This window comes from Streptomyces sp. SLBN-118 (genome assembly GCF_006715635.1).
Lineage (GTDB): Bacteria > Actinomycetota > Actinomycetes > Streptomycetales > Streptomycetaceae > Streptomyces.
In genome coordinates this window covers 2,844,924-2,866,910 of record NZ_VFNP01000001.1, presented here as the reverse complement: position 1 = coordinate 2,866,910, position 21,987 = coordinate 2,844,924, and the positions used below count along the sequence as shown (strand labels likewise).

21 protein-coding genes are annotated in these 21,987 nt (G+C 69.2%); 10 read left to right on the top strand and 11 right to left on the bottom strand.

Annotated elements, in window-relative coordinates; genetic code table 11:
* Positions 1-69: 69 nt before the first annotated feature.
* Both FBY35_RS12825 and FBY35_RS12820 read left to right on the top strand, forming a co-directional pair.
* On the top strand, positions 70-417 hold the full coding sequence (locus FBY35_RS12825; RefSeq protein WP_260848598.1) for a roadblock/LC7 domain-containing protein: 348 nt from the start codon (positions 70-72) through the stop codon (positions 415-417).
* A 5-nt stretch (positions 418-422) separates the two neighbouring features.
* Entirely contained in the window at positions 423-854 is a 432-nt protein-coding gene (locus tag FBY35_RS12820) for a hypothetical protein (RefSeq protein ID WP_142213927.1), read from the top strand.
* Between the two features lie 61 nt (positions 855-915).
* Here the strand turns inward: FBY35_RS12820 and FBY35_RS12815 are convergent, their stop codons facing one another.
* Positions 916-1,191, bottom strand: coding sequence for a hypothetical protein (locus FBY35_RS12815; RefSeq protein ID WP_142213926.1), 276 nt, complete (start codon positions 1,189-1,191; stop codon positions 916-918).
* Positions 1,137-2,072 (bottom strand): SPFH domain-containing protein, encoded by a 936-nt coding sequence (locus FBY35_RS12810; protein WP_142213925.1) that lies wholly within the window; start codon positions 2,070-2,072, stop codon positions 1,137-1,139. The genes FBY35_RS12815 and FBY35_RS12810 overlap by 55 nt, the downstream gene beginning before the upstream one ends.
* 249 nt (positions 2,073-2,321) lie before the next feature.
* Here FBY35_RS12810 and FBY35_RS12805 point away from each other — a divergent pair, with 249 nt between their 5' ends.
* The gene (locus tag FBY35_RS12805) at positions 2,322-4,541 is read left to right on the top strand and encodes a transglycosylase domain-containing protein (protein ID WP_142213924.1); all 2,220 of its coding nucleotides are present in this window, start codon (positions 2,322-2,324) and stop codon (positions 4,539-4,541) included.
* Between the two features lie 84 nt (positions 4,542-4,625).
* Here FBY35_RS12805 and FBY35_RS12800 read toward each other — a convergent pair whose 3' ends face one another.
* From FBY35_RS12800 to FBY35_RS12790, 3 genes are all read right to left on the bottom strand, one after another.
* Positions 4,626-6,476 (bottom strand): SpoIIE family protein phosphatase, encoded by a 1,851-nt coding sequence (locus tag FBY35_RS12800; protein WP_142213923.1) that lies wholly within the window; start codon positions 6,474-6,476, stop codon positions 4,626-4,628.
* A 351-nt stretch (positions 6,477-6,827) separates the two neighbouring features.
* Positions 6,828-7,505 (bottom strand): DUF402 domain-containing protein, encoded by a 678-nt coding sequence (locus tag FBY35_RS12795; protein ID WP_142213922.1) that lies wholly within the window; start codon positions 7,503-7,505, stop codon positions 6,828-6,830.
* Between the two features lie 130 nt (positions 7,506-7,635).
* Entirely contained in the window at positions 7,636-9,030 is a 1,395-nt protein-coding gene (locus tag FBY35_RS12790; RefSeq protein WP_142213921.1) for an aspartate ammonia-lyase, read from the bottom strand.
* A 106-nt stretch (positions 9,031-9,136) separates the two neighbouring features.
* On the opposite strand from FBY35_RS12790, the gene FBY35_RS12785 reads away from it, so the two are divergent.
* Complete coding sequence (locus tag FBY35_RS12785) at positions 9,137-10,666, top strand: ricin-type beta-trefoil lectin domain protein (RefSeq protein ID WP_142213920.1); 1,530 nt, start codon at positions 9,137-9,139, stop codon at positions 10,664-10,666.
* 71 nt (positions 10,667-10,737) lie between these two features.
* Here the strand turns inward: FBY35_RS12785 and FBY35_RS12780 are convergent, their stop codons facing one another.
* On the bottom strand, positions 10,738-12,438 hold the full coding sequence (locus FBY35_RS12780) for a fumarate hydratase (RefSeq protein WP_142213919.1): 1,701 nt from the start codon (positions 12,436-12,438) through the stop codon (positions 10,738-10,740).
* A 497-nt stretch (positions 12,439-12,935) separates the two neighbouring features.
* Between FBY35_RS12780 and FBY35_RS12775 the strand changes: the two genes are divergently transcribed.
* Both FBY35_RS12775 and FBY35_RS12770 read left to right on the top strand, forming a co-directional pair.
* Entirely contained in the window at positions 12,936-13,595 is a 660-nt protein-coding gene (locus FBY35_RS12775; RefSeq protein ID WP_142213918.1) for a DUF1707 domain-containing protein, read from the top strand.
* Positions 13,596-13,747: 152 nt separating this feature from the next.
* The gene (locus FBY35_RS12770) at positions 13,748-14,101 is read left to right on the top strand and encodes a WhiB family transcriptional regulator (protein ID WP_142213917.1); all 354 of its coding nucleotides are present in this window, start codon (positions 13,748-13,750) and stop codon (positions 14,099-14,101) included.
* Positions 14,102-14,192: 91 nt separating this feature from the next.
* Here FBY35_RS12770 and glpX read toward each other — a convergent pair whose 3' ends face one another.
* Positions 14,193-15,224: a class II fructose-bisphosphatase gene (gene glpX, locus FBY35_RS12765; RefSeq protein WP_142213916.1), complete on the bottom strand. Its 1,032-nt coding sequence runs from the start codon at positions 15,222-15,224 to the stop codon at positions 14,193-14,195.
* A gap of 132 nt (positions 15,225-15,356) precedes the next feature.
* On the opposite strand from glpX, the gene FBY35_RS12760 reads away from it, so the two are divergent.
* Positions 15,357-15,872 carry a DUF4245 domain-containing protein gene (locus FBY35_RS12760; protein ID WP_186356989.1) on the top strand — a complete coding sequence of 172 codons (516 nt, stop codon included), beginning with the start codon at positions 15,357-15,359 and terminating at the stop codon, positions 15,870-15,872.
* Between the two features lie 103 nt (positions 15,873-15,975).
* On the opposite strand, the gene FBY35_RS12755 is transcribed toward FBY35_RS12760, so the two are convergent.
* The 3 genes from FBY35_RS12755 to xseA form a co-directional block, all read right to left on the bottom strand.
* The gene (locus FBY35_RS12755; protein ID WP_142213914.1) at positions 15,976-16,566 is read right to left on the bottom strand and encodes a malonic semialdehyde reductase; all 591 of its coding nucleotides are present in this window, start codon (positions 16,564-16,566) and stop codon (positions 15,976-15,978) included.
* Between the two features lie 133 nt (positions 16,567-16,699).
* A complete protein-coding gene (locus FBY35_RS12750; protein WP_142213913.1) occupies positions 16,700-16,942 on the bottom strand; it encodes an exodeoxyribonuclease VII small subunit in 243 nt (80 codons plus the stop codon).
* Between the two features lie 29 nt (positions 16,943-16,971).
* On the bottom strand, positions 16,972-18,180 hold the full coding sequence (gene xseA, locus FBY35_RS12745) for an exodeoxyribonuclease VII large subunit (protein ID WP_142213912.1): 1,209 nt from the start codon (positions 18,178-18,180) through the stop codon (positions 16,972-16,974).
* 105 nt (positions 18,181-18,285) lie between these two features.
* Between xseA and FBY35_RS12740 the strand changes: the two genes are divergently transcribed.
* Together FBY35_RS12740 and ppgK are read left to right on the top strand one after the other, a co-directional pair.
* Positions 18,286-19,278: a 4-hydroxy-3-methylbut-2-enyl diphosphate reductase gene (locus FBY35_RS12740; RefSeq protein ID WP_142213911.1), complete on the top strand. Its 993-nt coding sequence runs from the start codon at positions 18,286-18,288 to the stop codon at positions 19,276-19,278.
* Between the two features lie 30 nt (positions 19,279-19,308).
* Complete coding sequence (gene ppgK / locus FBY35_RS12735; RefSeq protein ID WP_142213910.1) at positions 19,309-20,049, top strand: polyphosphate--glucose phosphotransferase; 741 nt, start codon at positions 19,309-19,311, stop codon at positions 20,047-20,049.
* A gap of 87 nt (positions 20,050-20,136) precedes the next feature.
* Here ppgK and FBY35_RS12730 read toward each other — a convergent pair whose 3' ends face one another.
* Positions 20,137-20,709, bottom strand: coding sequence for a DUF6542 domain-containing protein (locus FBY35_RS12730; RefSeq protein WP_186356923.1), 573 nt, complete (start codon positions 20,707-20,709; stop codon positions 20,137-20,139).
* 184 nt (positions 20,710-20,893) lie between these two features.
* On the opposite strand from FBY35_RS12730, the gene ychF reads away from it, so the two are divergent.
* Positions 20,894-21,982, top strand: coding sequence for a redox-regulated ATPase YchF (ychF, locus tag FBY35_RS12725; protein ID WP_142213909.1), 1,089 nt, complete (start codon positions 20,894-20,896; stop codon positions 21,980-21,982).
* The last annotated feature ends 5 nt before the right edge of the window (positions 21,983-21,987 follow it).

The following is a 21,987-nucleotide window of genomic DNA, read 5'->3' as shown; positions in this document are numbered from 1 at the left end:
GGGGCCGGGAAAAACATGCACATGTGCGAGGGGGTTCAGTGAATGGATCATAAGGCTCTGGCCGGGGAAATGAAGGGACTTCGCGACCAGATACCAGGAATTACCGATACGGCGGTGGTGGCCGTCGACGGGCTGCTCATCGCCGCCGACACCGAGGACGCCATCGAACCGAACGGGCTCGCCGCGCTCGCCGCGGCCGGCCTCGGCCTTGCCCGGCGTACGACAACGGCCACGGGCCGCGGATCGCTGCGGCGCACGGTCGTCTACGGAAACCAGGGCTGTGCGGCCGTGTACGCGGTGGGCGACACGGCACTGATGGTGGTGCTCGGTGACGAGGGCCTCGACGTCGAACGACTCCACCTGGATTCCCAGCCGATGCTGAAGCGCATCGGAGCCATCCTGTCCGAAGGGAAGTAACGCGCATGGCGACGAAACGCATGACACAGGGGTTCTCGGAACACGTCATGGCTTTGGTGAAGGCCATGAGAGCCGAGACACCGGACTGTCTCGCGGCCGGTGTCGTCGACATGGCGACCGGCATGCTCCTGTCCTACGAGACCGTCGACAGCCACCCGCCGGAGGTCCTGGACCTGCTCGCGGGAGCGACGCTGGACCTGTTCCAGGGGCGCACGGTGGTGATGATCGAGGACGTCTTCAAGGAGCGCAGGGGTGTCACCAGCGATCAGCACTACTTCCAGGAAATCCTGGTGAACAGCGACAACTTGACGCATCTGTTCATCCGGATGAACGAGAGCCAGGACGTCGTCGTGGTCGCGGTCTGCCGCAAGTCGGTGAACGTGGGCATGCTCTTCGCCCAGGCCAGGCGGGTGATGAAGGAGTACGGAGGGATCTGATCGGGCGGAAGCGGAGCGGACCCGCGCCGACAAGGCGCGGGTCCGTCCCCGGCGGGCCCGGCTACTCCTTCTCGTCCCGCGGCGCGGGCGTCGGCGGGCGGCCACGCCGCGGGAGCGGGCCGACGCCCCCCGGCAGACGGCCCGCGTCCGACAAGGCGCGGCGCAGCACGAACTCGATCTGCGCGTTCGCGCTGCGCAGCTCGTCCGACGCCCACCGCGCCAGCGCCTCGTACACCGCCGGGTCGAGCCGCAGCAGCACCTGCTTACGCTCGGGCGGCGGCGTCACTGGTAGAGCGTGCCCGTGTTGAGGACCGGCTGGGCCGCGCGGTCGCCGCACAGCACCACCATCAGATTCGACACCATCGCCGCCTTCCGTTCCGCGTCGAGCTCCACGATGTCCTGTTCCTGGATCCTGGCCAGCGCCGCCTCGACCATGCCGACCGCGCCGTCCACGATCTGCCGCCGTGCCGCGACCACCGCTCCGGCCTGCTGGCGCTGCAGCATCGCGGACGCGATCTCCGGTGCGTACGCGAGGTGCGTGAAGCGGGACTCGATGATGTGGACGCCCGCCGCCTCTACGCGCGCGTGCAGCTCCACCGCCAGCTTCTCCGTGATCTCTTCCGCGTTGCCGCGCAGCGACAGGCCGTCCTCGTCGTGCGCGTCGTAGGGGTACTCGATCGCGATGTGCCGCACAGCCGCTTCGGTCTGCGTCGAGACGAACTCCAGGAAGTCGTCGACCTCGAACAGCGCCTGCGCGGTGTCCTCGACCTTCCACACCACGACGGCGGCGAGTTCGATCGGGTTGCCGTACGCGTCGTTGACCTTCAGTACCGCGGTCTCGTGGTTCCGTACCCGCGTCGAGATCTTGGTCCGCGAGGTGAGCGGGTTGACCCAGCGCAGTCCGTCCGTACGGATCGTGCCCCGGTAGCGCCCGAAGAGCTGGACCACCCGCGCCTCGCCGGGCGCGACCGTGTTCAGCCCGCACATCGCGAAGAAGGCCGTGACCGCGATCACGATGCCGAGGACTATCAGTGCCGCCTTCGTGCCGGCCGCGCCGGCGGACGCACCGGTCACGACGAGTGCCACTCCGCCTCCGAGGCCGAGCAGCCCCAGCAGCAGCGCGAGTCCCCCGCCGATGCTGTGTGCCGGAATCTCACGGACCTGTGGCGTCGGCATCTGAGGCAGGTCGTCCACGGTCGACGTACTGGTGACAGGCATGTTTGCTCCCCGTTCGTGCCGTCGGCGACCCCCGCCGACGTTCTAGCATAGTGATATCACTTTAATCGTCTTCGCAACCCTGCGCACCTCTCATGAGTCGGTTCCATGAGACGGGGTGCTGATTCTCACGTCAGGAAAAGACCGGATCGGTTGCCCTTTGTCTGGACGGGCGGTGTTAGCTTTCTGAGCTGATTCCGGGCCGATTCCGGCCAAGCGACCACAGAAGACGACGAGCGGAGCAACGAAGCGATGGGCCGAGCGGACGAGCGGCAGGCCCGGCAGCGCGGCGCGCGCCGGGCGAAGAAAGCCAAGCCAACCGGCATACGGCGCTTCTTCACCTGGAGGAAGCTGCTGGGCACCTTCTTCGGCCTCTGCCTGCTGGCGATGGGCGCGTTCTTCGTGATCTATCTGATCGTGCCCGTGCCCACGGCCAACGCCCAGGCCGAGATGCAGAGCAACGTCTACAAGTACAGCAACGGCAAGATCCTCGCCCGCTCCGGCAAAATCAACCGCGAGATCGTCGGGCTCGAGAAAATCCCCAGGGACGTGCAGTTCACCTTCGTCGCGGCCGAGAACAAGACCTTCTTCAAGGACTCCGGAGTCGACTTCAAGGGCACCGCCCGCGGCCTGATGAACACCCTCACGGGCAAGGGCAAGCAGGGCGGCTCCACCATCACCCAGCAGTACGTCAAGAACTACTACCTGAACCAAGACCAGACGGTCACCCGCAAGCTCAAGGAGCTGGTGATCTCGCTCAAGGTGGACCAGAAGAAGGAGAAGAGCGAGATCCTGGCCGGGTACATCAACACGGCCTACTACGGGCGCAGTGCGTACGGAATCCAGGCCGCGGCCCAGGCGTACTACCGCAAGGACGCCAAGGACCTGGACGTCGCCCAGGGCGCCTATCTCGCCGCCCTGCTCCAGGCCCCCAGCCAGTACGACTGGGCCGTCGCCTCGGGCGCCGGCAAGAAGCTGGTCAAGGAGCGTTGGAACTACGTACTCGACAACATGGTCGAGGAGAACTGGCTCGACCCCGGCACGCGCGCGGGTCTGAAGTTCCCCGTGCCGAAGGAGCCCAAGGCCGCCCCGGGCATGGAGGGTCAGACCGGCTACCTCGTCGACGCGGCCAACGCCGAGCTGGAGCGCGCAGGCATCAGCGAGGAGAAGATCAAGGCCGGCGGCTGGACGATCACCCTCAACATCGACGAGAAGCGCCAGAAGCAACTGGTCAAGTCGGTGAACAAGCAGCTCGAGGAGAGGCTCGACCGCAAGAAGGACAAGGCCGACGCGACCGTCCAGGCGGGCGCGACGTCCGTCGACCCGAAGACGGGGCATGTCGTCGCCCTCTACGGCGGCATCGGTGCCACCGAGCACTGGCTGTCCAACGCGACCCGCCGCGACTACCAGCCCGCGTCGACCTTCAAGCCCATCGTCCTCGCCTCGGCCCTGGAGAACGGCGCCGAGACCCAGGACGGACTCAGGATCGGCCTGAACACGAAGTACGACGGCACCAGCAAGCGGCCGGTCGTGGGCAGCGACACCCCCTTCGCGCCGGAGAACGAGGACGACCAGGATTACGGGCCGGTCAGCGTCCAGCGGGCGACGAACAGCTCCATCAACTCCGTCTTCGCACAGATGATCGTGGACGTCACCCCGCAGAAGGCGAAGAAGACCGCGCTCGACCTCGGCATGAAGGACGGCAAGGACTTTCCGGAGCGGCCGGCGATGTCGCTCGGCACGATGGGCGCCTCCACCTGGGACATGGCCGGGGTGTACGCGACCTTCGACAACCATGGCAAGAAGGTCACGCCGACGATTCTGAAGTCCGCCGAGCACAAGTCGTTCAAGCCCGATCTGCCCGAGCCGGTGGGCGACCAGGCCATCAGCCGCGAGGCGGCGGACACCACGACCGCAGCCATGACGGGCGTCGTGAAGTCCGGCTCGGGCACCAACGCGGCCGGTGACTACCAGGCGGCGGGCAAGACCGGTACCTCGGAGAACAACCGCTCGGCCTGGTTCGTGGGCTACACCCCCGAACTGGTCACCGCTGTCGCCCTGTTCGGCGAGGACCCCAAGGGCGGACAGGTCACGCTGACCAATACAGTCAACGAGGGCCGCGCCAACGGTGGTGGTGTCCCGGCGAAGATCTGGAAGCAGTACACGACGGGCGCGCTCAGCGACGAGGCCGCCGCGGCCGAGTTCGACCTGGAGGTCGAGGAGGGCGCGACCGCGGACCCGGACCCGACGCCGACCCAGTCCCCGTCCGAGACGCCTTCGCAGACCCCGTCCAAGGGACCGAAGAACACTCCGACGAAGAAGCCCACCAAGACGCCGACGGGCAAGCCCACCAAGACGCCGACGGGCGAACCGACCCAGTCGCCCACTCAGTCGCCGACGATCGCGCCGTCAACCGATCCCGCCGACGGCACTTCCGGCGGGCCGGACGGCAATCCCGTCATCAAGCCGTAGCCCGCCCGGCAGCCGTACGACAGTGCCCGCAGATCGTTCGATCTGCGGGCACTGTCGTACACATGGACAAGGTCCGGATGTGGGTCAGCTACGGGTGGGAAGCTCGAACCAGACAACCTTGCCGGTCGACAGGCGTGTGGCCCCCCACCGCCTGGCCAGCCGGTTCACCAGGAAGAGTCCGCGTCCGCCCTCGTCGGTGTCCCGTGCCCGCCGCTGTCTGGGCAGCTGCGGGGAGTCGTCGCCGACCTCGCAGCGCAGTACGTCCGTACGCAGCAGCCGCAGCGTCACAGGCCGCTCCGCATACCTCACGGCATTGGTCACCACCTCGCTGACCAGCAGCTCCACCGAATCGCTCAGCTCCTCCAAACCCCAGCGGGCCAGGGCCCTGCGGGCGAGGCGGCGGGCACGGCTCGGGGCGGAATCCTCCGGGTCCAGGAACCAGTACGCGACATCGCTCGGCGCGATCCCGTCGAAGCGGGCCGCGAGCAGCGCGATGTCGTCGTCCCGGTCGCCCGGGCCGAGCATGTCGAGCACGTCGTCGCACAGGGCCTCCAGCGGCGGCGAGTGGTCGGGCCCGGTCAGCTGGGCGGTGGCGGCAAGGCGCTCCCGAAGCTGCTCGATCCCCGTCCACACGTCGCGCAGCCGGGACTCGACCAAGCCGTCGGTGTACAGCAGCAGGGTCGCGCCGGCCGGGGCGTCCAGCTCCACGGCCTCGAAGTCCACCCCGCCCACGCCGATGGGCGCTCCCGGCGGTACGCGCAGCACCTCGGCCCGCCCTCCCAGGTGCAGCAGGATCGGCGGCGGGTGGCCGGCGTTGGCGATGGTGATGCGGTGGGCGACCGGGTCGTAGACGGCGTACAGGCATGTCGCCATCCGGTCGGTGCCCAGCCGCTGGGCCTGCTCGTCGAGGTGGTGCAGGACCTCCTGCGGCGGCAGGTCGAGCCCGGCGAGCGTCTGAGCGGTGGTCCGTAGCTGGCCCATGATCGCGGCCGATGTCATGGAGTGGCCCATGACATCGCCGACGACCAGCGCCACCCGGCTGCCGGGCAGCGGGATCGCGTCGTACCAGTCGCCGCCGACGCGGGCCGTCTCGGCCGCCGGCAGATAGCGCGAGGCGAGCCGGACACCGGTCGGCTGGGGCAGCGAGTCCGGCAGCATCGTGCGCTGGAGTTCGTCGGCGATGTACGCCTCGCGTCCGTACAGCACGGCCTTGTCGATGCCGAGCGCGGTGTGGGTCGCCAACTGGGCCGCGACCAGAAGGTCGTTGGGCTCGAAGGCGGGCCGGTCGGGTCGGCGCAGGAAGACGGCGGCGCCGATCACCCGGCGCCTGCCGCGGAGCGGGGCGAGTATCGCGCGGTGGCCGCTGGGCACCGTACGGCCGTCGCCCAGCAGCTCGGGCAGCGCGGCCCGGGCGGCCGCGGAGTCGCCGAAGACCGGCCGCACCCCGCGCAGCACTTCGGAGAGCGCACCTCCGGACCGCACCTCGCACAGCTCTGCCGTCGGTGAGAGGTCGGTCTGCGGGTCCAGGACCGGGATGGGGACAGCGGGGCCGAGCTCGGCGTCCTCACCGGCTAAACGCAGCCTGTCGGTACGGCGCAGGCGCAGGACGAACGGCGAAACGGGCCGTTCGTCGCCCACCGGCAGCGGGTCGCGGAGATAGACGAGGATCGCGTCGGAGAAGGTCGGCACGGTCGCCCTGCACAGCCCGAGCACGATCTCGTCCAGATCTATCCCGCGTGCGATGCGCCGCGTCGCCGCCCCCACGAAACGCAGCCGGTCGCCTTCGCGGCGCGCCGTCCCCGCCAGGTCCTGCGGGGGACCGGCGGGCGAGGGCACGGCAGAGGGGCCGGGTACCTCCGAGCGAGGCCGGGTGCGTTCGTGCGGCCGCGCAGCCAGGGGCTGCCGGCCTTCGTGGGAGGTGGGCTGCTCCGTCACTCGTGGGATTCCGTCCGTCCGGGCCGGTTGTGCGATGCGATCACCTCGTGGAGCGGTGCGGTACTACCTCGGGGGATAACCCCCGAGCCCCCGGGCGAAACAACCGTTCTGCGGGCGGCGTCGACAGGATGGCGGGCATTCGGCACAGCTCCACCCCCTCTGCATTGCCTCGTGATGACTTACGGTCAGGTCGTGTGCTGCGCTCAATGGTTGCCGAAGCGGCGCAGCCTTGCGGACGACGATCCTACGTTTGCCCCTGGGGGGCGCATCAAGAGTCTCACGAGGTCGTATGTGCAGGAGCGAGTTCCCGTACCGGAACCAGCCACATCGCTCATCGTCCCTGTCGCGGACTCAGGACATGAGCTGCGAGGGCTGTCTGTCCCAGTCCACGGGCAGCTCGGGAACCGGCCAAGAAGGGTCGGGCCGCCAGTGCTCCCAGCCGTCCGAGAACGGTGCTCCCCAGGCCTTGATGACCTTCACGGCCGCCTCGCCCGCCTCCCGTACCCGCGCCGCCTTCTCCTCGTCCATCAGGCCGACGAGCCGGGCCTGGTCGAACTCGTCCTCGTCGTGCCAGCGCCAGCTGCGGTCCGGATGGACCGACACGTCCAGGAAGTGGTCCTCGGAGTCGACACCGCCCGCCCAACGGGTGTGTGGCTCCTCGAGGTTGACGTACCAATTGCGAAAGCGCCAGCCGCGCTCCCAGAACAGCCACACCGACCACGGTTCCCCGGGCCGCGCCAGCTTCAGCACACCCGCGCCGGACCAGCGGGCGCGGGCGACGGTGCGCGGAGCGGTGTAGCGGGTGGCGAGAGGTTCCTGGTGGACGGGTGTGCCGTCGGCGAGCACCGGCTTCACGCACTGGGTGCCCGGCGCCATCCACACGGCGAGACGCTCCTCGCTGTCCTCCACGACGGTCACGGGGCGGCAGATGGGGAAGCCGGCTCCCGACAGGTCCGGGGCATGGCCGCGATAGCGCCAGAGGATGTGGTCCCCGGGCGTCCAGCGTGCGATGCGTTCGATGCCTGTCATGAGCAGATCTTAGGAGGACGGCCGGGGCCCCGCTGCGACTCAGGTCACGGCACCGGCGGGCGGATACGTCAGGATGGGTCCGGGACGTCAGGGATGCGTGTCAGGAAGGGTCCGGGACGTCAGGAACGCGTCAGGGGCGTGTCATACGCAGTACGTCGAGGGCCGCGTCGAGCTGTTCGACGGTCAGGGCTCCACGCTCCACATAGCCGGACTCCAGGACGACCTCGCGGATCGTCTTGCGCTCGGCCAGCGACTTCTTGGCGACCTTGGCCGCCTCCTCGTAGCCGAGGTACTTGTTCAGCGGCGTGACGACCGACGGCGAGGACTCGGCGTACTCCCGGGCCCGCTCGACATTGGCCGTGATGCCGTCGACGGTACGGTCCGCCAGCAGCCGCGAGGCGTTGGTGAGCAGCCTGACCGACTCCAGCAGATTCTTGGCGATCACCGGGAGCATCACGTTCAGCTCGAAGTTCCCGGCGGCGCCGGCCGTGGCGACGGTCGTGTCATTGCCGGTCACCTGCGCCGCGACCATCAGCACGGCCTCCGGGATCACCGGGTTGACCTTGCCGGGCATGATCGAGGAGCCGGGCTGCAGGTCGGGGAGGTTGATCTCGGCGAGTCCGGTGCGCGGGCCGCTCGACATCCACCGCAGATCGTTGGAGATCTTGGTGAGCGAGACGGCGACGGTACGCAGCTGGCCCGAGGTCTCGACGAGAGCGTCACGCGCGCCCTGTGCCTCGAAATGGTCGCGGGCCTCGGTCAGCGGCAGCCCGGTGGCGCGGGCGACCTCGGCGATCACCTCGGCCGGGAAGCCGGGCGGGGTGTTGATGCCGGTGCCCACCGCCGTACCGCCCAGGGGGAGTTCGGCGAGGCGGGGCAGCGACGACTCCAGTCGTTCCACGCCGTGGCGGATCTGCGCGGCATAGCCGCCGAACTCCTGGCCCAGCGTGACCGGGGTGGCGTCCATCAGGTGCGTACGGCCCGACTTGACGACGTCCGAGAACTCGGCGGACTTGCGCTCCAGACAGGCCGCCAGATGATCCAGCGCGGGGATCAGATCCCGCGTCACGGCCGCCGTGGCGGCGATGTGGATGGAGGAGGGGAAGACGTCGTTGGACGACTGGGACGCGTTCACATGGTCATTCGGGTGGACCTCGCGGCCGAGGCGCTCGGTGGCCAGTGTCGCGATGACCTCGTTGGCGTTCATGTTCGAGGACGTGCCGGATCCGGTCTGGAAAACGTCCACCGGGAAGTGTTCGTCCCAGCGGCCGGCAGCGACCTCGGCGGCAGCTTCCGCGATCGCGCCCGCGATGTCCTTGTCCAACACGCCCAGTTCGGCGTTGACCAGGGCGGCGGCCGCCTTGATCCGCGCCAGGGCCTCGATATGGGCCCGCTCAAGACGCTGGCCGGAGATGGGGAAGTTCTCCACGGCCCGCTGGGTCTGGGCCCGCCACTTGGCGTGTGCGGGGACGCGCACCTCACCCATGGAGTCGTGCTCGATCCGGTACTGGTTCGCGTCAGTCATCTCTGTCGTACCTCCCGAAAAGATGAGCACGTGTCGTGTTCCGTCTATTCCCATCTGCGCTACCGGCCAGTAAATACCCCAGTCAACGACAAACCGGGGAGGCGCAATGAGGCGCACGGGACGAAGACTTCGCTGCACGGTCGCGGTCGCGGTCGCCATGGCGGCCGGACTTGGCGCAATGACCACAGCCGCCACCACCGCCCGGGCCGAGGAGACCCGGACCGCCGCCACCGCGGCCTTACCGCTCCCGCCGGAGCTGGAGTCCATCCGCGCCGCCGAGGCCGTCACGCTCTACGGCAGCCCCGCGGAACGCCCGCTCGCCGAGCGCAAGACCGGCCTGATCTCGCTCGGCGACAGTGAGATCTCCGGCGAGGGCGTCGGCACATACGAACCCGGCACCAATGGCCCGGACAACTGGTGCCACCGTTCCCCCGACGCCGCCATCCACCGCACGGGTATCGCGGCCGACGTCACGTACAACGTCTCCTGCTCCGGTGCGTACACCGGGAACATCAGGATCGGCGGCTCGAAGCAGTACGCCGACGAGCTGGTCCAGAGCGACAACCTCGCCATCAAGGCGCGCAACACCCGTATCAAGATGGTGCTGTTGGTGGCCGGAGCCAACGACGACCTCCAGTTCGGCCCGGTGATGACCGACTGTGTGACGCGCTATGTGCTGATCCAGGGCCCCTGCGAGCCGAAGTACGCCCCCGGCTGGCAGTCCCGCGTCGACGGCCTCGTCCCCAAGGTCGAGCAGACGGTACGCGACCTGCGCACCGTGATGCACGACGCCGGCTACGCCGACATCGACTACAAACTGGTTGTCATGGGCTACCCGAGCCCCATCGGCCCGGACTTCCGCGACAACCCCCACTTCCCCGGCAAGCTGATCTGCGGCGGCATGGGCTACGACTCCGACACGGTCTGGGGGCGCAACACGGCCGTCCCCGCCTTCGAACGCGGCATGCGCAGGGTGGCGCAGTCCACCGGGGCGGTCTATCTGGACAACTCCCGGCTCTTCCACGGCCACGAGGTCTGCATGGAGGACACCTGGGCGCGCGGTCTGTACATCGACCTGTCCAACCCCTTCCCGCCGGACTCCAATTCGGTCCGCCAGTCCTTCCACCCCAATGTGCGCGGGCACGCGGCCTTCGCCTCCTGCCTGACCCAGCTCTACAACTCGGGGCTGAGCGAGGCGAGTTGCGCGGACGTCGCATCCGGCGGAAAGCCCGCGCTGTACGCGGGGGCGTGGGACGAGGCATACAAGCCGCTGAGGAACGAGGCGACGGGGTCGTGCATGGACGTCGCGGGCGCGGTGAGCCGCAACGGGACGGGCGTTGTGGGCTGGGACTGCCACGGCGGGCGTAACCAGGGCTGGTGGTACGACGAGGGGCGCAGATCGCTGCATACGGAGCTGACGCAGGACCGGTGCCTGGACGTGCCGGGCGGCAGATATACGGCCGGTACGGCGCTGATCCTGTGGAACTGCCACGGCGGTGCGAACCAGCAGTTCGTCCGCACGGGCGGGACGGTACGGCCGGCGTCGGCGACGGGGCTGTGCCTGACGCTGTCGGCCGCGCGGGACGCGGTGCGGTTGCACCCGTGCACGGGCGGGCCGGACCAGCGCTTCGGCTAGTTCTGCAGCCGGGTTCCCACGCCGGACGGGCTGAATGTCAGCCCGTCCGGCGTTCAGGCCCTCCCCAGGTGCTACGCCAGGCCCGGCCCCCGCACGGGGATCGACGTGAACGTCGGAGCCGGGGCCGGCTCGGTGAAGAAGTCGTTCCCCTTGTCGTCGACCACGATGAACGCCGGGAAGTCCTCCACCTCGATCCGCCAGACCGCCTCCATCCCCAGCTCCTCGTACTCCACGACCTCGACCTTCTTGATGCAGTCCTGTGCCAGCCGCGCCGCGGGCCCCCCGATCGAGCCGAGGTAGAAGCCGCCGTGCGCCCCGCACGCGTCCGTGACCTGCTTCGAGCGGTTTCCCTTGGCGAGCATGACCTTGGAGCCGCCCGCAGCCTGGAACTGCTCGACGTAGGAGTCCATACGGCCCGCCGTCGTCGGCCCGAAGGAGCCGGAGGCGTAGCCCTCGGGCGTCTTCGCGGGACCGGCGTAGTAGACGGGGTGGTCCTTGAGGTACTGCGGCATCTCCTCGCCCGCGTCGAGCCGTTCCTTGATCTTGGCGTGCGCGATGTCGCGCGCCACGACCAGCGGGCCGGTCAGCGAGAGCCGGGTCTTGACCGGGTACTTGGTGAGCTCGGCGAGCACCTCGTCCATCGGCCGGTTGAGGTCGATGCGTACGACGTCCCCCGCCTCGTCCAGGCCCGCGGCGGAGCCGCCATTGAGCTCAGTGTCCGTCGTGTCCGGCAGGAAGCGCGCCGGGTCGGTCTCCAGCTGCTCCAGGAACACGCCCTCCGCGGTGATCTTCGCGGTGGCCTGGCGGTCGGCCGAACAGGAGACGGCGATCGCGACGGGCAGCGAGGCGCCGTGCCGCGGAAGCCGGACCACGCGCACGTCGTGGCAGAAGTACTTGCCGCCGAACTGCGCGCCGATGCCGATCTTCTGGGTGAGCTCGAAGACCTTCTCCTCCAGCTCCTTGTCGCGGAAGCCGTGGCCGGTGGGGGAGCCCTCGGCGGGCAGCTCGTCGAGGTAGTGCGCGGAGGCGTACTTCGCGGTCTTCAGGGCGAATTCGGCGCTCGTGCCGCCGACGACGATGGCCAGGTGGTACGGCGGGCACGCGGCGGTGCCCAGCGAGCGGATCTTCTCCTCCAGGAACTTCATCATGGAGGCCTCGTTCAGGACCGCCTTGGTCTCCTGGTAGAGGAAGGACTTGTTGGCGGAGCCGCCGCCCTTCGCCATGAAGAGGAACTTGTACGCGCCGCCGTCGGTGGCGTACAGCTCGATCTGGGCGGGGAGGTTGGAGCCGGTGTTCTTCTCCTCCCACATGGTGAGCGGAGCCATCTGGGAGTAGCGCAGGTTGAGCTTGGTGTACGCGTCGTAGATGCCGCGGGAGAGGGCTTCCTCGTCGCCGCCCTGCGTCAGCACGTTCTGCCCGCGCTTGCCCATCACGATCGCCGTGCCGGTGTCCTGGCACATCGGGAGGACGCCCGCGGCGGCGATGTTCGCGTTCTTGAGCAGGTCGAGTGCGACGAACTTGTCGTTGGAGGAGGCCTCCGGGTCGTCGATGATGCGCCGCAGCTGCGCGAGGTGGGCGGGCCGAAGATAGTGCGAGATGTCGTGCATGGCCTCGGCGGCGAGCTTGCGCAGCGCCTCCGGCTCGACCTTGAGGAACGTACGGCCGTCGGCCTCGAAGGTGGAGACTCCCTCGGCGGTCACCAGCCGGAAGGGCGTGGTGTCCTCTCCCAGAGGGAGCAGATCGGAGTACGCAAACTCTGGCATTACGCCCATTCCTCACTCGGCAGACAGCGACGCGGCCTCCATTGGCAGCGCGCCCTCAAGCGTAGAACGCGGTTCGCTGCCGCGGTCTGTGAGGTAGGGCTCACCCGGCGCCTGCCACGCGCCGGACGCGCGGGCCTGTCCTCGGCGGAGCCCCGGCGGTCCGGCGGCGCGCGCCCGATCCCGGACAGGACTCGGAGGTCCTGCCCGGCCGATCTTGCCGGGCTCGCGTGCCCTGGCGCGCTCCCCCACAGCCTTCGGCGTGGGAGGGGCCCCCACCCCCGCAGCCCTTCGGGCACGGGCGGTGCCCCCACGCTGCGTTGTCGTCAGTCGCCTACGCTCCGCGTGGGCTCTCCCCCTGCCTTCGGCGGGGGGACCCCCATCCTCCGCCTTGCAGCTGCACGCACCGCGGTGACATCAGCCGCTCCGCGGCGGGCCGCTCACTGATCCGGCCTGATCGACCGGACAGGACCTAGTCGCGATCTATCGCGTTTCGCTACGCTGAATCCGTGGACCTCGACAAGCACTCCCAGAAGCCCGTCGCCCCCGCCGAGCCCGGCGACGCCATCCGTGCCTCCGATGCCGACCGTGATCGGGTCGCGGACATCCTCAGGGATGCCCTGGCCGAGGGCCGGCTGGACGCCGAGGAGCACTCCGAGCGGATCGACGCCGTCTACCGGGCCAAGACTCTCGGCGAACTGGAGCCGATCGTCCGGGACTTGCCCGCGACCCGCAAGCGCCCCGATTCGCCCGCGTACGCCTACGGGCCCGACGAGCCCGCCGGACCGGCCGAGAATCTGGTCGCCGTCTTCTCCAGCTCCACCCGCAAGGGCCGTTGGCGCGTGAGCCGCCGCACCAACGCCTTCTCGCTCTTCGGCAATATCGAGATCGACCTCACCGAGGCGCTGTTCGGGCAGCGGCTGACCGTGATCAACGCGACCTCCATTTTCGGCAATGTCGAGATCCGCGTACCCGAGAACATCTCGCTGCGCGGAAGCGGCACCGGCTTCTTCGGCAACTTCGACGTCCTCACACTGGAGGCCGCCGATCCCGAGGCCCCGGTCGTCGTCGTCAACGGGTATTCGGTTTTCGGCAATGTCGAAGCCAAGCCGAAGCGGGGCCGGTTCATCGCCGATCTCCATGACCGCCTGCGCAAACGCCTCGGCTGACGGCTCCGCCCCGGAGTGCTTTCCGGCCGCGAGCGCCCATCCCGCAATTCCGTACCCCGCAACTCAGTGCCACTCAGTGAATAGGAGTGCGCACAGCGGGTAGGGAGTGCTGCATCGTCTCTCGCTCGCGAAGCCGTCGTCAGGAGTAGACCGTGCTGCAACTGCCGCATCAGTCCTTGCAGGTGGCCGCCGTTCCGCCCCAGCGAATTCCTGCTCGGGAAGATCAGGCCGGACCCTGGCACGCGGAGGCGGTGTGCCGCCGGGACGAGGCCGTACTGTTCTTCGCCCCGTCGAAGGAGCCGACGGCCGCCCGGCTGTCGCGCGAGGAGGCTGCGAAGCGGGTCTGCGCCCGCTGTCCGGTGATGGTCGAGTGCCGGGAGCACGCGCTGCTCCAGCCCGAGCCGTACGGAGTGTGGGGCGGGCTGACGGCCGCCGAGCGGCGCGTGGTGCTGGCCCGGCGCAGGCGGCGCGAGGTCGAGCTCAAGAAGCCGGCGTCGGCGGCCTGATCCAGGCGAGACCCCGGAGACGCGCACCTACGGGAAGGGGCGCCCCACCGCACATGGGGCGCCCCTTCCCGTGTCTGCCGCTCTGCGCGTACTACTTCGCGCGGTCGAAGTCGATCGCGCTGTACGCACGCAGCTTGGACAGCCGGTGCGTCGAGTCGATCTTCCGGATCGTGCCGGACTTGGAGCGCATCACGAGCGAGGACGTCGTGGCGGTCTCCGCGCGGTAGTGCACGCCGCGCAGCAGCTCGCCGTCCGTGATGCCGGTGGCGACGAAGAACACGTTCTCGCCGCTGACCAGGTCGTTCGTGTGCAGGACGCGGTCCAGGTCGTGCCCGGCGTCGAGCGCGCGCTGCCGCTCGGCCTCGTCCTTGGGCCAGAGCTTGCCCTGGATCGTGCCGCCGAGACACTTGATGGCGCAGGCGGAGATGATGCCCTCGGGCGTGCCGCCGATGCCCATCAGCATGTCGACGCCCGTGCCTTCACGTACGGCCATGATCGAGCCGGCGACATCACCGTCCGAGATGAACTTGATGCGTGCGCCGGTCTCGCGGATCTCCTTGACGATGCCCTCGTGGCGGGGGCGGTCCAGGATGACGACGGTGACGTCCTCGGGGGACATGCCCTTGGCCTTGGCGACCCGGCGGATGTTGACCGACGGCGGGGCGGTGATGTCGACGAAGTCGGCCGCTTCCGGGCCGACGACGAGCTTGTCCATGTAGAAGACCGCGGACGGGTCGAACATGGTGCCGCGGTCGGCGGCGGCCAGGACGGCGATGGCGTTGGGCATGCCCTTGGCATTCAGGGTGGTGCCGTCGATCGGGTCCACGGCGATGTCGACCTCGGCGCCGGTGCCGTCGCCGATCCGCTCGCCGTTGAAGAGCATCGGGGCTTCGTCCTTCTCGCCCTCGCCGATGACGACGACGCCGTTCATCGAAACGGTGGAGACCAGGGTCCGCATGGCCCTGACGGCCGCGCCGTCCGCGCCGTTCTTGTCCCCACGCCCGACCCAGCGCCCGGCGGCCATGGCGGCGGCCTCGGTGACGCGGACGAGCTCCAGGGCGAGGTTGCGGTCGGGGGCTTCGGGCGAGACCTCGAGTTGGGGCGGCAGATTGTGCTCGGTCATCGGAGCGCACCTTTCTGTACGACGACGGCCGGAGATGAGAGTGATGCGACTCTATCGGCACGTCGACAAATTGAGCAGAGGGGGCCACGTTTGAGCAGGCATCCTTGATGCGACGATGGGGGCGTGGCAGGTATGCGAGGCAGACAGACGGTGCGCGACATGGTGCTGTCGATGGCGGTGATCGGCGCCGTCGTCGCAGTGATCTATGTATTCATTCCGCACGACGAGAAGGCGGACCCGGTCAAGGCGGTCGACTACCGCGTCGAGCTGCTGACGGCACGGCGCGCGGCGCCGTATCCGGTGGCAGCTCCGGAGGGCCTGGCCAAGGAGTGGAAGCCGACCTCGGTCTCGTACAAGGGGGCCGACGGCGACGCCTGGCACCTCGGCTTCCTGGACCCGGACGGCGAGTACGTCGCCGTGGAGCAGTCCACGACCCCCGCCGGGAAGTACATCCCGCAGGTCAGCCAGCAGGCCACGAAGACGGGCCGCACCCAGCAGATCGCGGGCGTGACGTGGCAGCGCTGGGAGGGCCCGAAGTACGACGCGCTGGTTCGCGAGGACAAGGGCTCGACGACGGTCGTGACGGGCACGGCGTCCTATGAGCGGCTGGCGCAGCTCGCCGGCGCGCTGGAGTCCAAGAAGTCCTGACAGTACAGGCCTGTTTGGCAGACGACAGGGCCGCCGCACCCGGAGCGGGTGCGGCGGGCCTTGTCCGTGAGGCGTCCGTGACGGCTCAGGCGGTGGCGACGGCTCAGACGGTGGTGACGACCTCGTCGTACGCGAGGCGCGGGGAGCGCGGGGACCAGGCGTCGTCGCCCGGCTTGCCGATGTTGACGATCATCAGCGGGGTGTGGTCACCGTCCAGGAACTCCTTCTGGACGCCCGCGAAGTCGAAGCCGGTCATCGGGCCCCCTGCCAGACCCGCGGCACGGACGCCGACGATGAAGTACGCGGCCTGCAGCGCGGCGTTGAAGCCGGCGGCCTGCTCACGGACCGGGCGCTCGGCGAAGAACACGTCCTTGGCCTGCGGGAAGCGCGGGAACAGGTCCGGGAGCTCCTCGTGGAACTCGTTGTCGGCGGCCAGGATCGCGACCAGCGGGGCGGACGCGGTCTTCGCCCGGTTGCCCTCGGACATGTGCTGGACGAGACGCTCGCGGGCGTCCTCGGAGCGGACGAGGACCACGCGCAGCGGGGTCTGGTTGAACGCGGTCGGGCCGTACTTGACGAGGTCGTAGATCGCCTGGACCTGCTCCTCGGTCACCGGCTCGTCGGTGAACGTGTTGGCGGTGCGTGCCTCCCGGAACAGGAGGTCCTGGGCGGCGGAGTCAAGGGCGAGCGTCATTTCTGGCGTACCTTCCGGGGCGAGCAGATGCTTACGGCGGGTGTAACCGCCGCCCGGTAGATTAAATTTCAACTACTGCCCCACGGTGACCCGACTCACAGCCAGGACCCGCCCGGGCGGCCTGCGACCCTGTTCAGCCCTCTGCGTCACCGGCAGCCGGGCCCTGGCCCTCACCCTCGGACAATGCCGCGTCGAGCCGCGCACGGGCGCCCTCCAGCCAGTGGCGGCAGACCTTCGCCAGCTCCTCGCCGCGCTCCCACAGCGCCAGCGACTCCTCCAGCGTCGTGCCGCCCGCCTCCAGGCGCCGTACGACCTCGATCAGCTCGTCCCTCGCCTGCTCGTAGCCGAGCGTGCTCTCTTCCGTCCTGGCTGCCATGCCGCCCACCCTATTCGCCCCGTTCGTACTCACTCGGACACCCGTACCGCGAACTCGCCCTCGGCGACCCGCGCCCTCAGCTCGTCTCCCGCCGAGACCTCCTCCGGCGAACGGACCACTACGCCGTCCGCGCGCTGCAGCACCGCGTACCCCCGCTCCAGCGTCGCCGCCGGGGACAGCGAGACCACCCGCGCGCGGGTGTGTGCCAGCTCCGAGTCCGCGCGGTCCAGGAGATGCCCCAGCACCCGCCGGCTACGGGCCACCAGCGCGTCGACCTCCGCCTCGCGCTCGTCCACCATCCGGTGCGGATGCTCCATCGACGGGCGGGCCAGCGCATGGGCCAGACCGCGCTCCTCGCGGTCGATCAGCCCCTGAACGGTGCGCAGTGCACGGTCCCGCAGCTGCCGCACCCGGTCCATCTCCTCGCCCACGTCCGGGACGACCTTCTTCGCCGCGTCGGTCGGTGTCGAGGCCCGCAGGTCCGCCACCAGATCGAGCAGCGGCGAGTCCGGCTCGTGCCCGATCGCCGACACCACCGGCGTGCCGCACTCGGACACCGCCCGCACCAACTGCTCGTCGGAGAACGGCAGCAGATCCTCCACACTGCCGCCGCCCCGCGCCACGATGATCACGTCCACGTCCCGGAGCTCGTCCAGCTCCTTGACGGCCTGCACGACCTGCGCGACCGCGTGCACCCCCTGCACCGCGACGTTGCGTACCTCGAAGCGGACAGCGGGCCATCGGCGCCGCGCCACCTCCAGCACGTCGCGCTCGGCCGCGGACGCCCGCCCGCACACAAGCCCCACCCGGTGCGGCAGGAACGGCAGCGCCTTCTTGCGATCGAGGGCGAACAGCCCCTCGGCGCCCAGAGTCCGCTTCAACTGCTCCAGGCGCGCCAGCAGCTCTCCGATCCCGACCGGCCTTATCTCCACGGCCTTCAGCGACAGCTGCCCCCGCGGCGCGTACCACTCCGGCTTGGCGTACACCACGACGCGGGCACCCTCCGACACCACGTCGGCAACCGCGTCGAAGACCTGCCGGAAGCAGGTGACGCCCACCGAGATGTCGTACGAGGGATCGCGCAGCGTCATGAAGACGACGCCGGCCCCCGGCCGCCGCGACAGCTGGGTGATCTGCCCCTCCACCCAGACCGCGCCGAGCCGGTCGATCCACCCGCCGATGAGCCGTGACACCTCGCCGACCGGCAGAGGAGCTTCCGCGGACGTGTTGAGAGCCATACGGGCGAGCGTATCGGCCGCATACGACAACGCCGCCGCCACAGGCTCGGTGTTCCGCCGGTGGGTGATCTCTCCGCTCCGAGGAGCGGCCTTACGATGGTGGGCATGACTGCTACGACTCCCGCCCGACGCGTCCTGCTCGCCGCTCCCCGTGGCTACTGCGCGGGCGTGGACCGTGCCGTGATCGCCGTCGAGAAGGCCCTTGAGCAGTACGGGGCGCCGATCTACGTCCGCCACGAGATCGTCCACAACAAGTACGTCGTACAGACCCTGGAGAAGAAGGGCGCGATCTTCGTCGACGAGACGGCGGAGGTCCCCGAGGGGTCGATCGTCATGTTCTCCGCCCACGGCGTGGCGCCGGTCGTCCACGAGGAGGCGGCGCAGCGCAGGCTCGCGACCATCGACGCGACCTGCCCGCTGGTGACCAAGGTCCACAAGGAAGCCGTCCGCTTCGCCAACGAGGACTACGACATCCTCCTGATCGGCCACGACGGCCACGAGGAAGTCATCGGCACGTCCGGCGAGGCGCCCGAACACATCACGCTCGTGGACGGCCCCGAGGACGTCGCGAACGTCTCCGTACGGGACGAGTCGAAGGTCGTCTGGCTCTCCCAGACCACGCTCTCGGTCGACGAGACGATGGAGACGGTCGATGCCCTCAAGACGAAGTTCCCCCAGCTGATCTCGCCGCCGAGCGACGACATCTGCTACGCCACGCAGAACCGCCAGATCGCCGTCAAGCAGATGGGCGCCGAGGCGGACCTGGTCATCGTGGTGGGCTCCAAGAACTCCTCGAACTCCGTCCGGCTGGTCGAGGTGGCGCTGGGCGCGGGCGCGCAGGCCGCCCATCTGGTGGACTTCGCCGAGGAGATCGACGAGGCCTGGCTTCAGGGCGTCTCCACGGTCGGCCTCACCTCCGGTGCCTCGGTGCCCGAGGTGCTGGTCGAGGGAGTCCTGGAGTGGCTGTCGCAGCGCGGCTTCGAGGATGTCGAGATCGTCAAGGCGGCGGAGGAGTCGATCACGTTCTCGCTGCCGAAGGAGCTGCGCCGGGACCTGCGCGCGGAGGCGGCGGAGCTGTCGGGCAAGCCGGGGGAGTGACTGTCAGCGGCTGCCCGTAACGTTGTGTCCATGAACGTGTTCGGAGTGGACATCGGCGGTTCCGGCATCAAGGGCGCACCCGTGGACCTTGAGCGCGGCGACCTGGCGCATGAGCGCCACAAAGTTCTGACTCCACGCCCGGCGACACCCGACGCCGTGGCGGACGGCGTCGCCGAGGTCGTTGGCCATTTCGGCTGGTCGGGCCCCGTCGGCATCACCTTCCCGGGTGTCGTCACGAGCGGCATCACCCGCACCGCGGCCAACGTCGACAAGGGCTGGATCGATGTGGACGCCTCCAGGCTGCTGGGCGACCGCCTCGGCGGCCTGTCGGTGACGATCCTGAACGACGCGGACGCGGCGGGCGTTGCGGAGATGGCCTTCGGCGCGGGCCGCGGCCGCAAGGGCACGGTGATGCTGCTGACGTTCGGCACCGGAATCGGCAGCGCGGTCTTCATCGACGGCCGCCTGGTCCCCAACACCGAGCTGGGCCATCTGGAACTGCACGGCCATGACGCGGAGAAGAACGCGTCGACGAAGGTCAAGGACGACGAGGGGTTGAGCTGGCACCACTGGGCGCACCGGGTGCAGAAGTATCTGCAGCATGTGGAGATGCTGTTCTCGCCCGAGCTGTTCATCATCGGCGGCGGGGTGAGCCGCAAGGCGGACAAGTTCGTGCCGCTGATCAAGGGGATCAGGGCGCAGATCGTCCCGGCGGAACTGAAGAACAACGCGGGCATCGTGGGCGCGGCGATGGCGGCGGCGGGAGGGTAGCGGGGCTGCCCGGCGCCGCCCGGCCCGCGGTCCTGCGCCAGGGACGCTGGAAATGGCGGGAGTCCGCGGGGCCTGCCCAGCGGAAACTCAACGGCGGCGGGGCGTGCCCCCCGAGCGGCGACGTCGGCGGGTCATACTCCGCACCTTCCGCACGCACGTGATGACGCCGGCGATCAGCGTGCCGCCGTACAGCCACCCGGCGTGCACCGCGAGCGACGTGACCACGGCCATCGTCTGCCCCCCGAAGCCGCCGGTCCCGCCGGAGATCGGCACGATCCCTACCGCGAAGGCGATCGGGACGCTGATCGGCGCCGTGACCACGTCGGCCTCCCGCACCCACAGCGCGGTCAGCGCGCTGACGGGCAGGAACAGCAGCCCGTACACCACCGGGGCACCGTCGAGGAGCAGCCAGTCCAGACAGCCGAGTACAAGCATCGCCGCGGCCCCGAAGAGCCCGCCGCCGATGCCCGTCAGCCGGGGATTGGGCAGTCTGCGCAGGGCAAGCACGACGGGGGGCGCGGTGCGCGCAGGCCGCGTGGCGACCCGGTACACGGCGGCGCCCTCGGCGAGCGCGCCCTGCGGGGCGAGGGGGGGCTGCGCGGAAAGAGGGGGCTGCGGCCGCTGTCGGCGCCGAGGTTGACTTGTCCTGTGCTGCTCCACCCGAACAACGTAGGTCGCAACCAGGGAGGAACAAGGCCTCAGACACGCCCTTTGGTTGACCTTGGCGTTGAGTTCGACTCCCGGCCACCGTCACTGCCCGGCTTGACCCGCCCGTAAACTGAGGGATCGGCCCACCTCCGGGCCGTAGGCCAACAGCCAGTCCTCACTTCAGGAAGTCGCCAACGTGTCGCTCTCGATCGGAATCGTCGGCCTGCCGAATGTCGGCAAGTCGACCCTGTTCAACGCCCTGACCAAGAACGACGTGCTGGCGGCCAACTACCCGTTCGCCACGATCGAGCCGAACGTCGGCGTCGTCGGCGTCCCGGACGCCCGCCTCGCCACGCTGGCCGGGATTTTCGGCTCGCAGCGGATCCTCCCGGCGACGGTCGACTTCGTCGACATCGCGGGCATCGTGCGGGGTGCGAGCGAGGGAGAGGGCCTGGGCAACAAGTTCCTCGCGAACATCCGTGAGTCCGACGCGATCTGCCAGGTCATCCGCGCCTTCAGGGACGAGAACGTCGTCCATGTCGACGGCAAGGTCTCGCCCAAGAACGACATCGAGACGATCAATACCGAGCTGATCCTCGCGGACCTCCAGTCGGTCGAGAAGGCGGTGCCGCGCCTGACGAAGGAGTCCCGCCTCCAGAAGGACAAGGTCGCGGTCCTGGCCGCGGTCGAGGAGGCGCAGAAGATCCTCGAGTCGGGCACGACGCTCTTCGCCGCGGGCATCGCCGCAGGCACGGAGAAGGGCCGTCTGCTGCACGAACTGCACCTGCTGACCACGAAGCCCTTCCTCTACGTCTTCAACGTCGACGAGGACGAGCTGGTCGACGAGGACTTCAAGAACGAGCAGCGCGCGTTGGTCGCCCCCGCCGAGGCGATCTTCCTGAACGCCAAGATCGAGTCGGAGCTGATCGAGCTCGAGGACGACGAGGCGCTGGAACTGCTCCAGTCGATGGGCCAGGAAGAGCCGGGCCTGGCGACGCTTGGCCGTGTCGGCTTCGACACCCTCGGCCTCCAGACGTATCTGACGGCCGGCCCGAAGGAGACCCGCGCCTGGACGATCAAGAAGGGCGCGACGGCTCCCGAGGCGGCCGGTGTGATCCACACCGACTTCCAGAAGGGGTTCATCAAGGCCGAGGTGATCTCCTTCGCCGACCTGGTGGAGACGGGCTCGGTGGCGGAGGCTCGCGCGAAGGGCAAGGCGCGGATGGAAGGCAAGGACTACGTGATGCAGGACGGCGACGTGGTGGAGTTCCGCTTCAACGTCTGATCGCA

What these genes read in the sequence shown, in the direction of transcription:
- FBY35_RS12825 (WP_260848598.1), top strand. Translation starts at nt 70, where the DNA reads ATGAAGGGACTTCGCGACCAGATACCAGGAATTACCGATACGGCGGTG.
- FBY35_RS12820 (WP_142213927.1), top strand. Translation starts at nt 423, where the DNA reads ATGGCGACGAAACGCATGACACAGGGGTTCTCGGAACACGTCATGGCT.
- FBY35_RS12810 (WP_142213925.1), bottom strand. Translation starts at nt 2,072, where the DNA reads ATGCCTGTCACCAGTACGTCGACCGTGGACGACCTGCCTCAGATGCCG.
- FBY35_RS12805 (WP_142213924.1), top strand. Translation starts at nt 2,322, where the DNA reads ATGGGCCGAGCGGACGAGCGGCAGGCCCGGCAGCGCGGCGCGCGCCGG.
- FBY35_RS12795 (WP_142213922.1), bottom strand. Translation starts at nt 7,505, where the DNA reads ATGACAGGCATCGAACGCATCGCACGCTGGACGCCCGGGGACCACATC.
- FBY35_RS12790 (WP_142213921.1), bottom strand. Translation starts at nt 9,030, where the DNA reads ATGACTGACGCGAACCAGTACCGGATCGAGCACGACTCCATGGGTGAG.
- FBY35_RS12785 (WP_142213920.1), top strand. Translation starts at nt 9,137, where the DNA reads ATGAGGCGCACGGGACGAAGACTTCGCTGCACGGTCGCGGTCGCGGTC.
- FBY35_RS12780 (WP_142213919.1), bottom strand. Translation starts at nt 12,438, where the DNA reads ATGGGCGTAATGCCAGAGTTTGCGTACTCCGATCTGCTCCCTCTGGGA.
- glpX (WP_142213916.1), bottom strand. Translation starts at nt 15,224, where the DNA reads ATGACCGAGCACAATCTGCCGCCCCAACTCGAGGTCTCGCCCGAAGCC.
- FBY35_RS12760 (WP_186356989.1), top strand. Translation starts at nt 15,357, where the DNA reads ATGCGAGGCAGACAGACGGTGCGCGACATGGTGCTGTCGATGGCGGTG.
- FBY35_RS12755 (WP_142213914.1), bottom strand. Translation starts at nt 16,566, where the DNA reads ATGACGCTCGCCCTTGACTCCGCCGCCCAGGACCTCCTGTTCCGGGAG.
- FBY35_RS12750 (WP_142213913.1), bottom strand. Translation starts at nt 16,942, where the DNA reads ATGGCAGCCAGGACGGAAGAGAGCACGCTCGGCTACGAGCAGGCGAGG.
- xseA (WP_142213912.1), bottom strand. Translation starts at nt 18,180, where the DNA reads ATGGCTCTCAACACGTCCGCGGAAGCTCCTCTGCCGGTCGGCGAGGTG.
- FBY35_RS12740 (WP_142213911.1), top strand. Translation starts at nt 18,286, where the DNA reads ATGACTGCTACGACTCCCGCCCGACGCGTCCTGCTCGCCGCTCCCCGT.
- ppgK (WP_142213910.1), top strand. Translation starts at nt 19,309, where the DNA reads ATGAACGTGTTCGGAGTGGACATCGGCGGTTCCGGCATCAAGGGCGCA.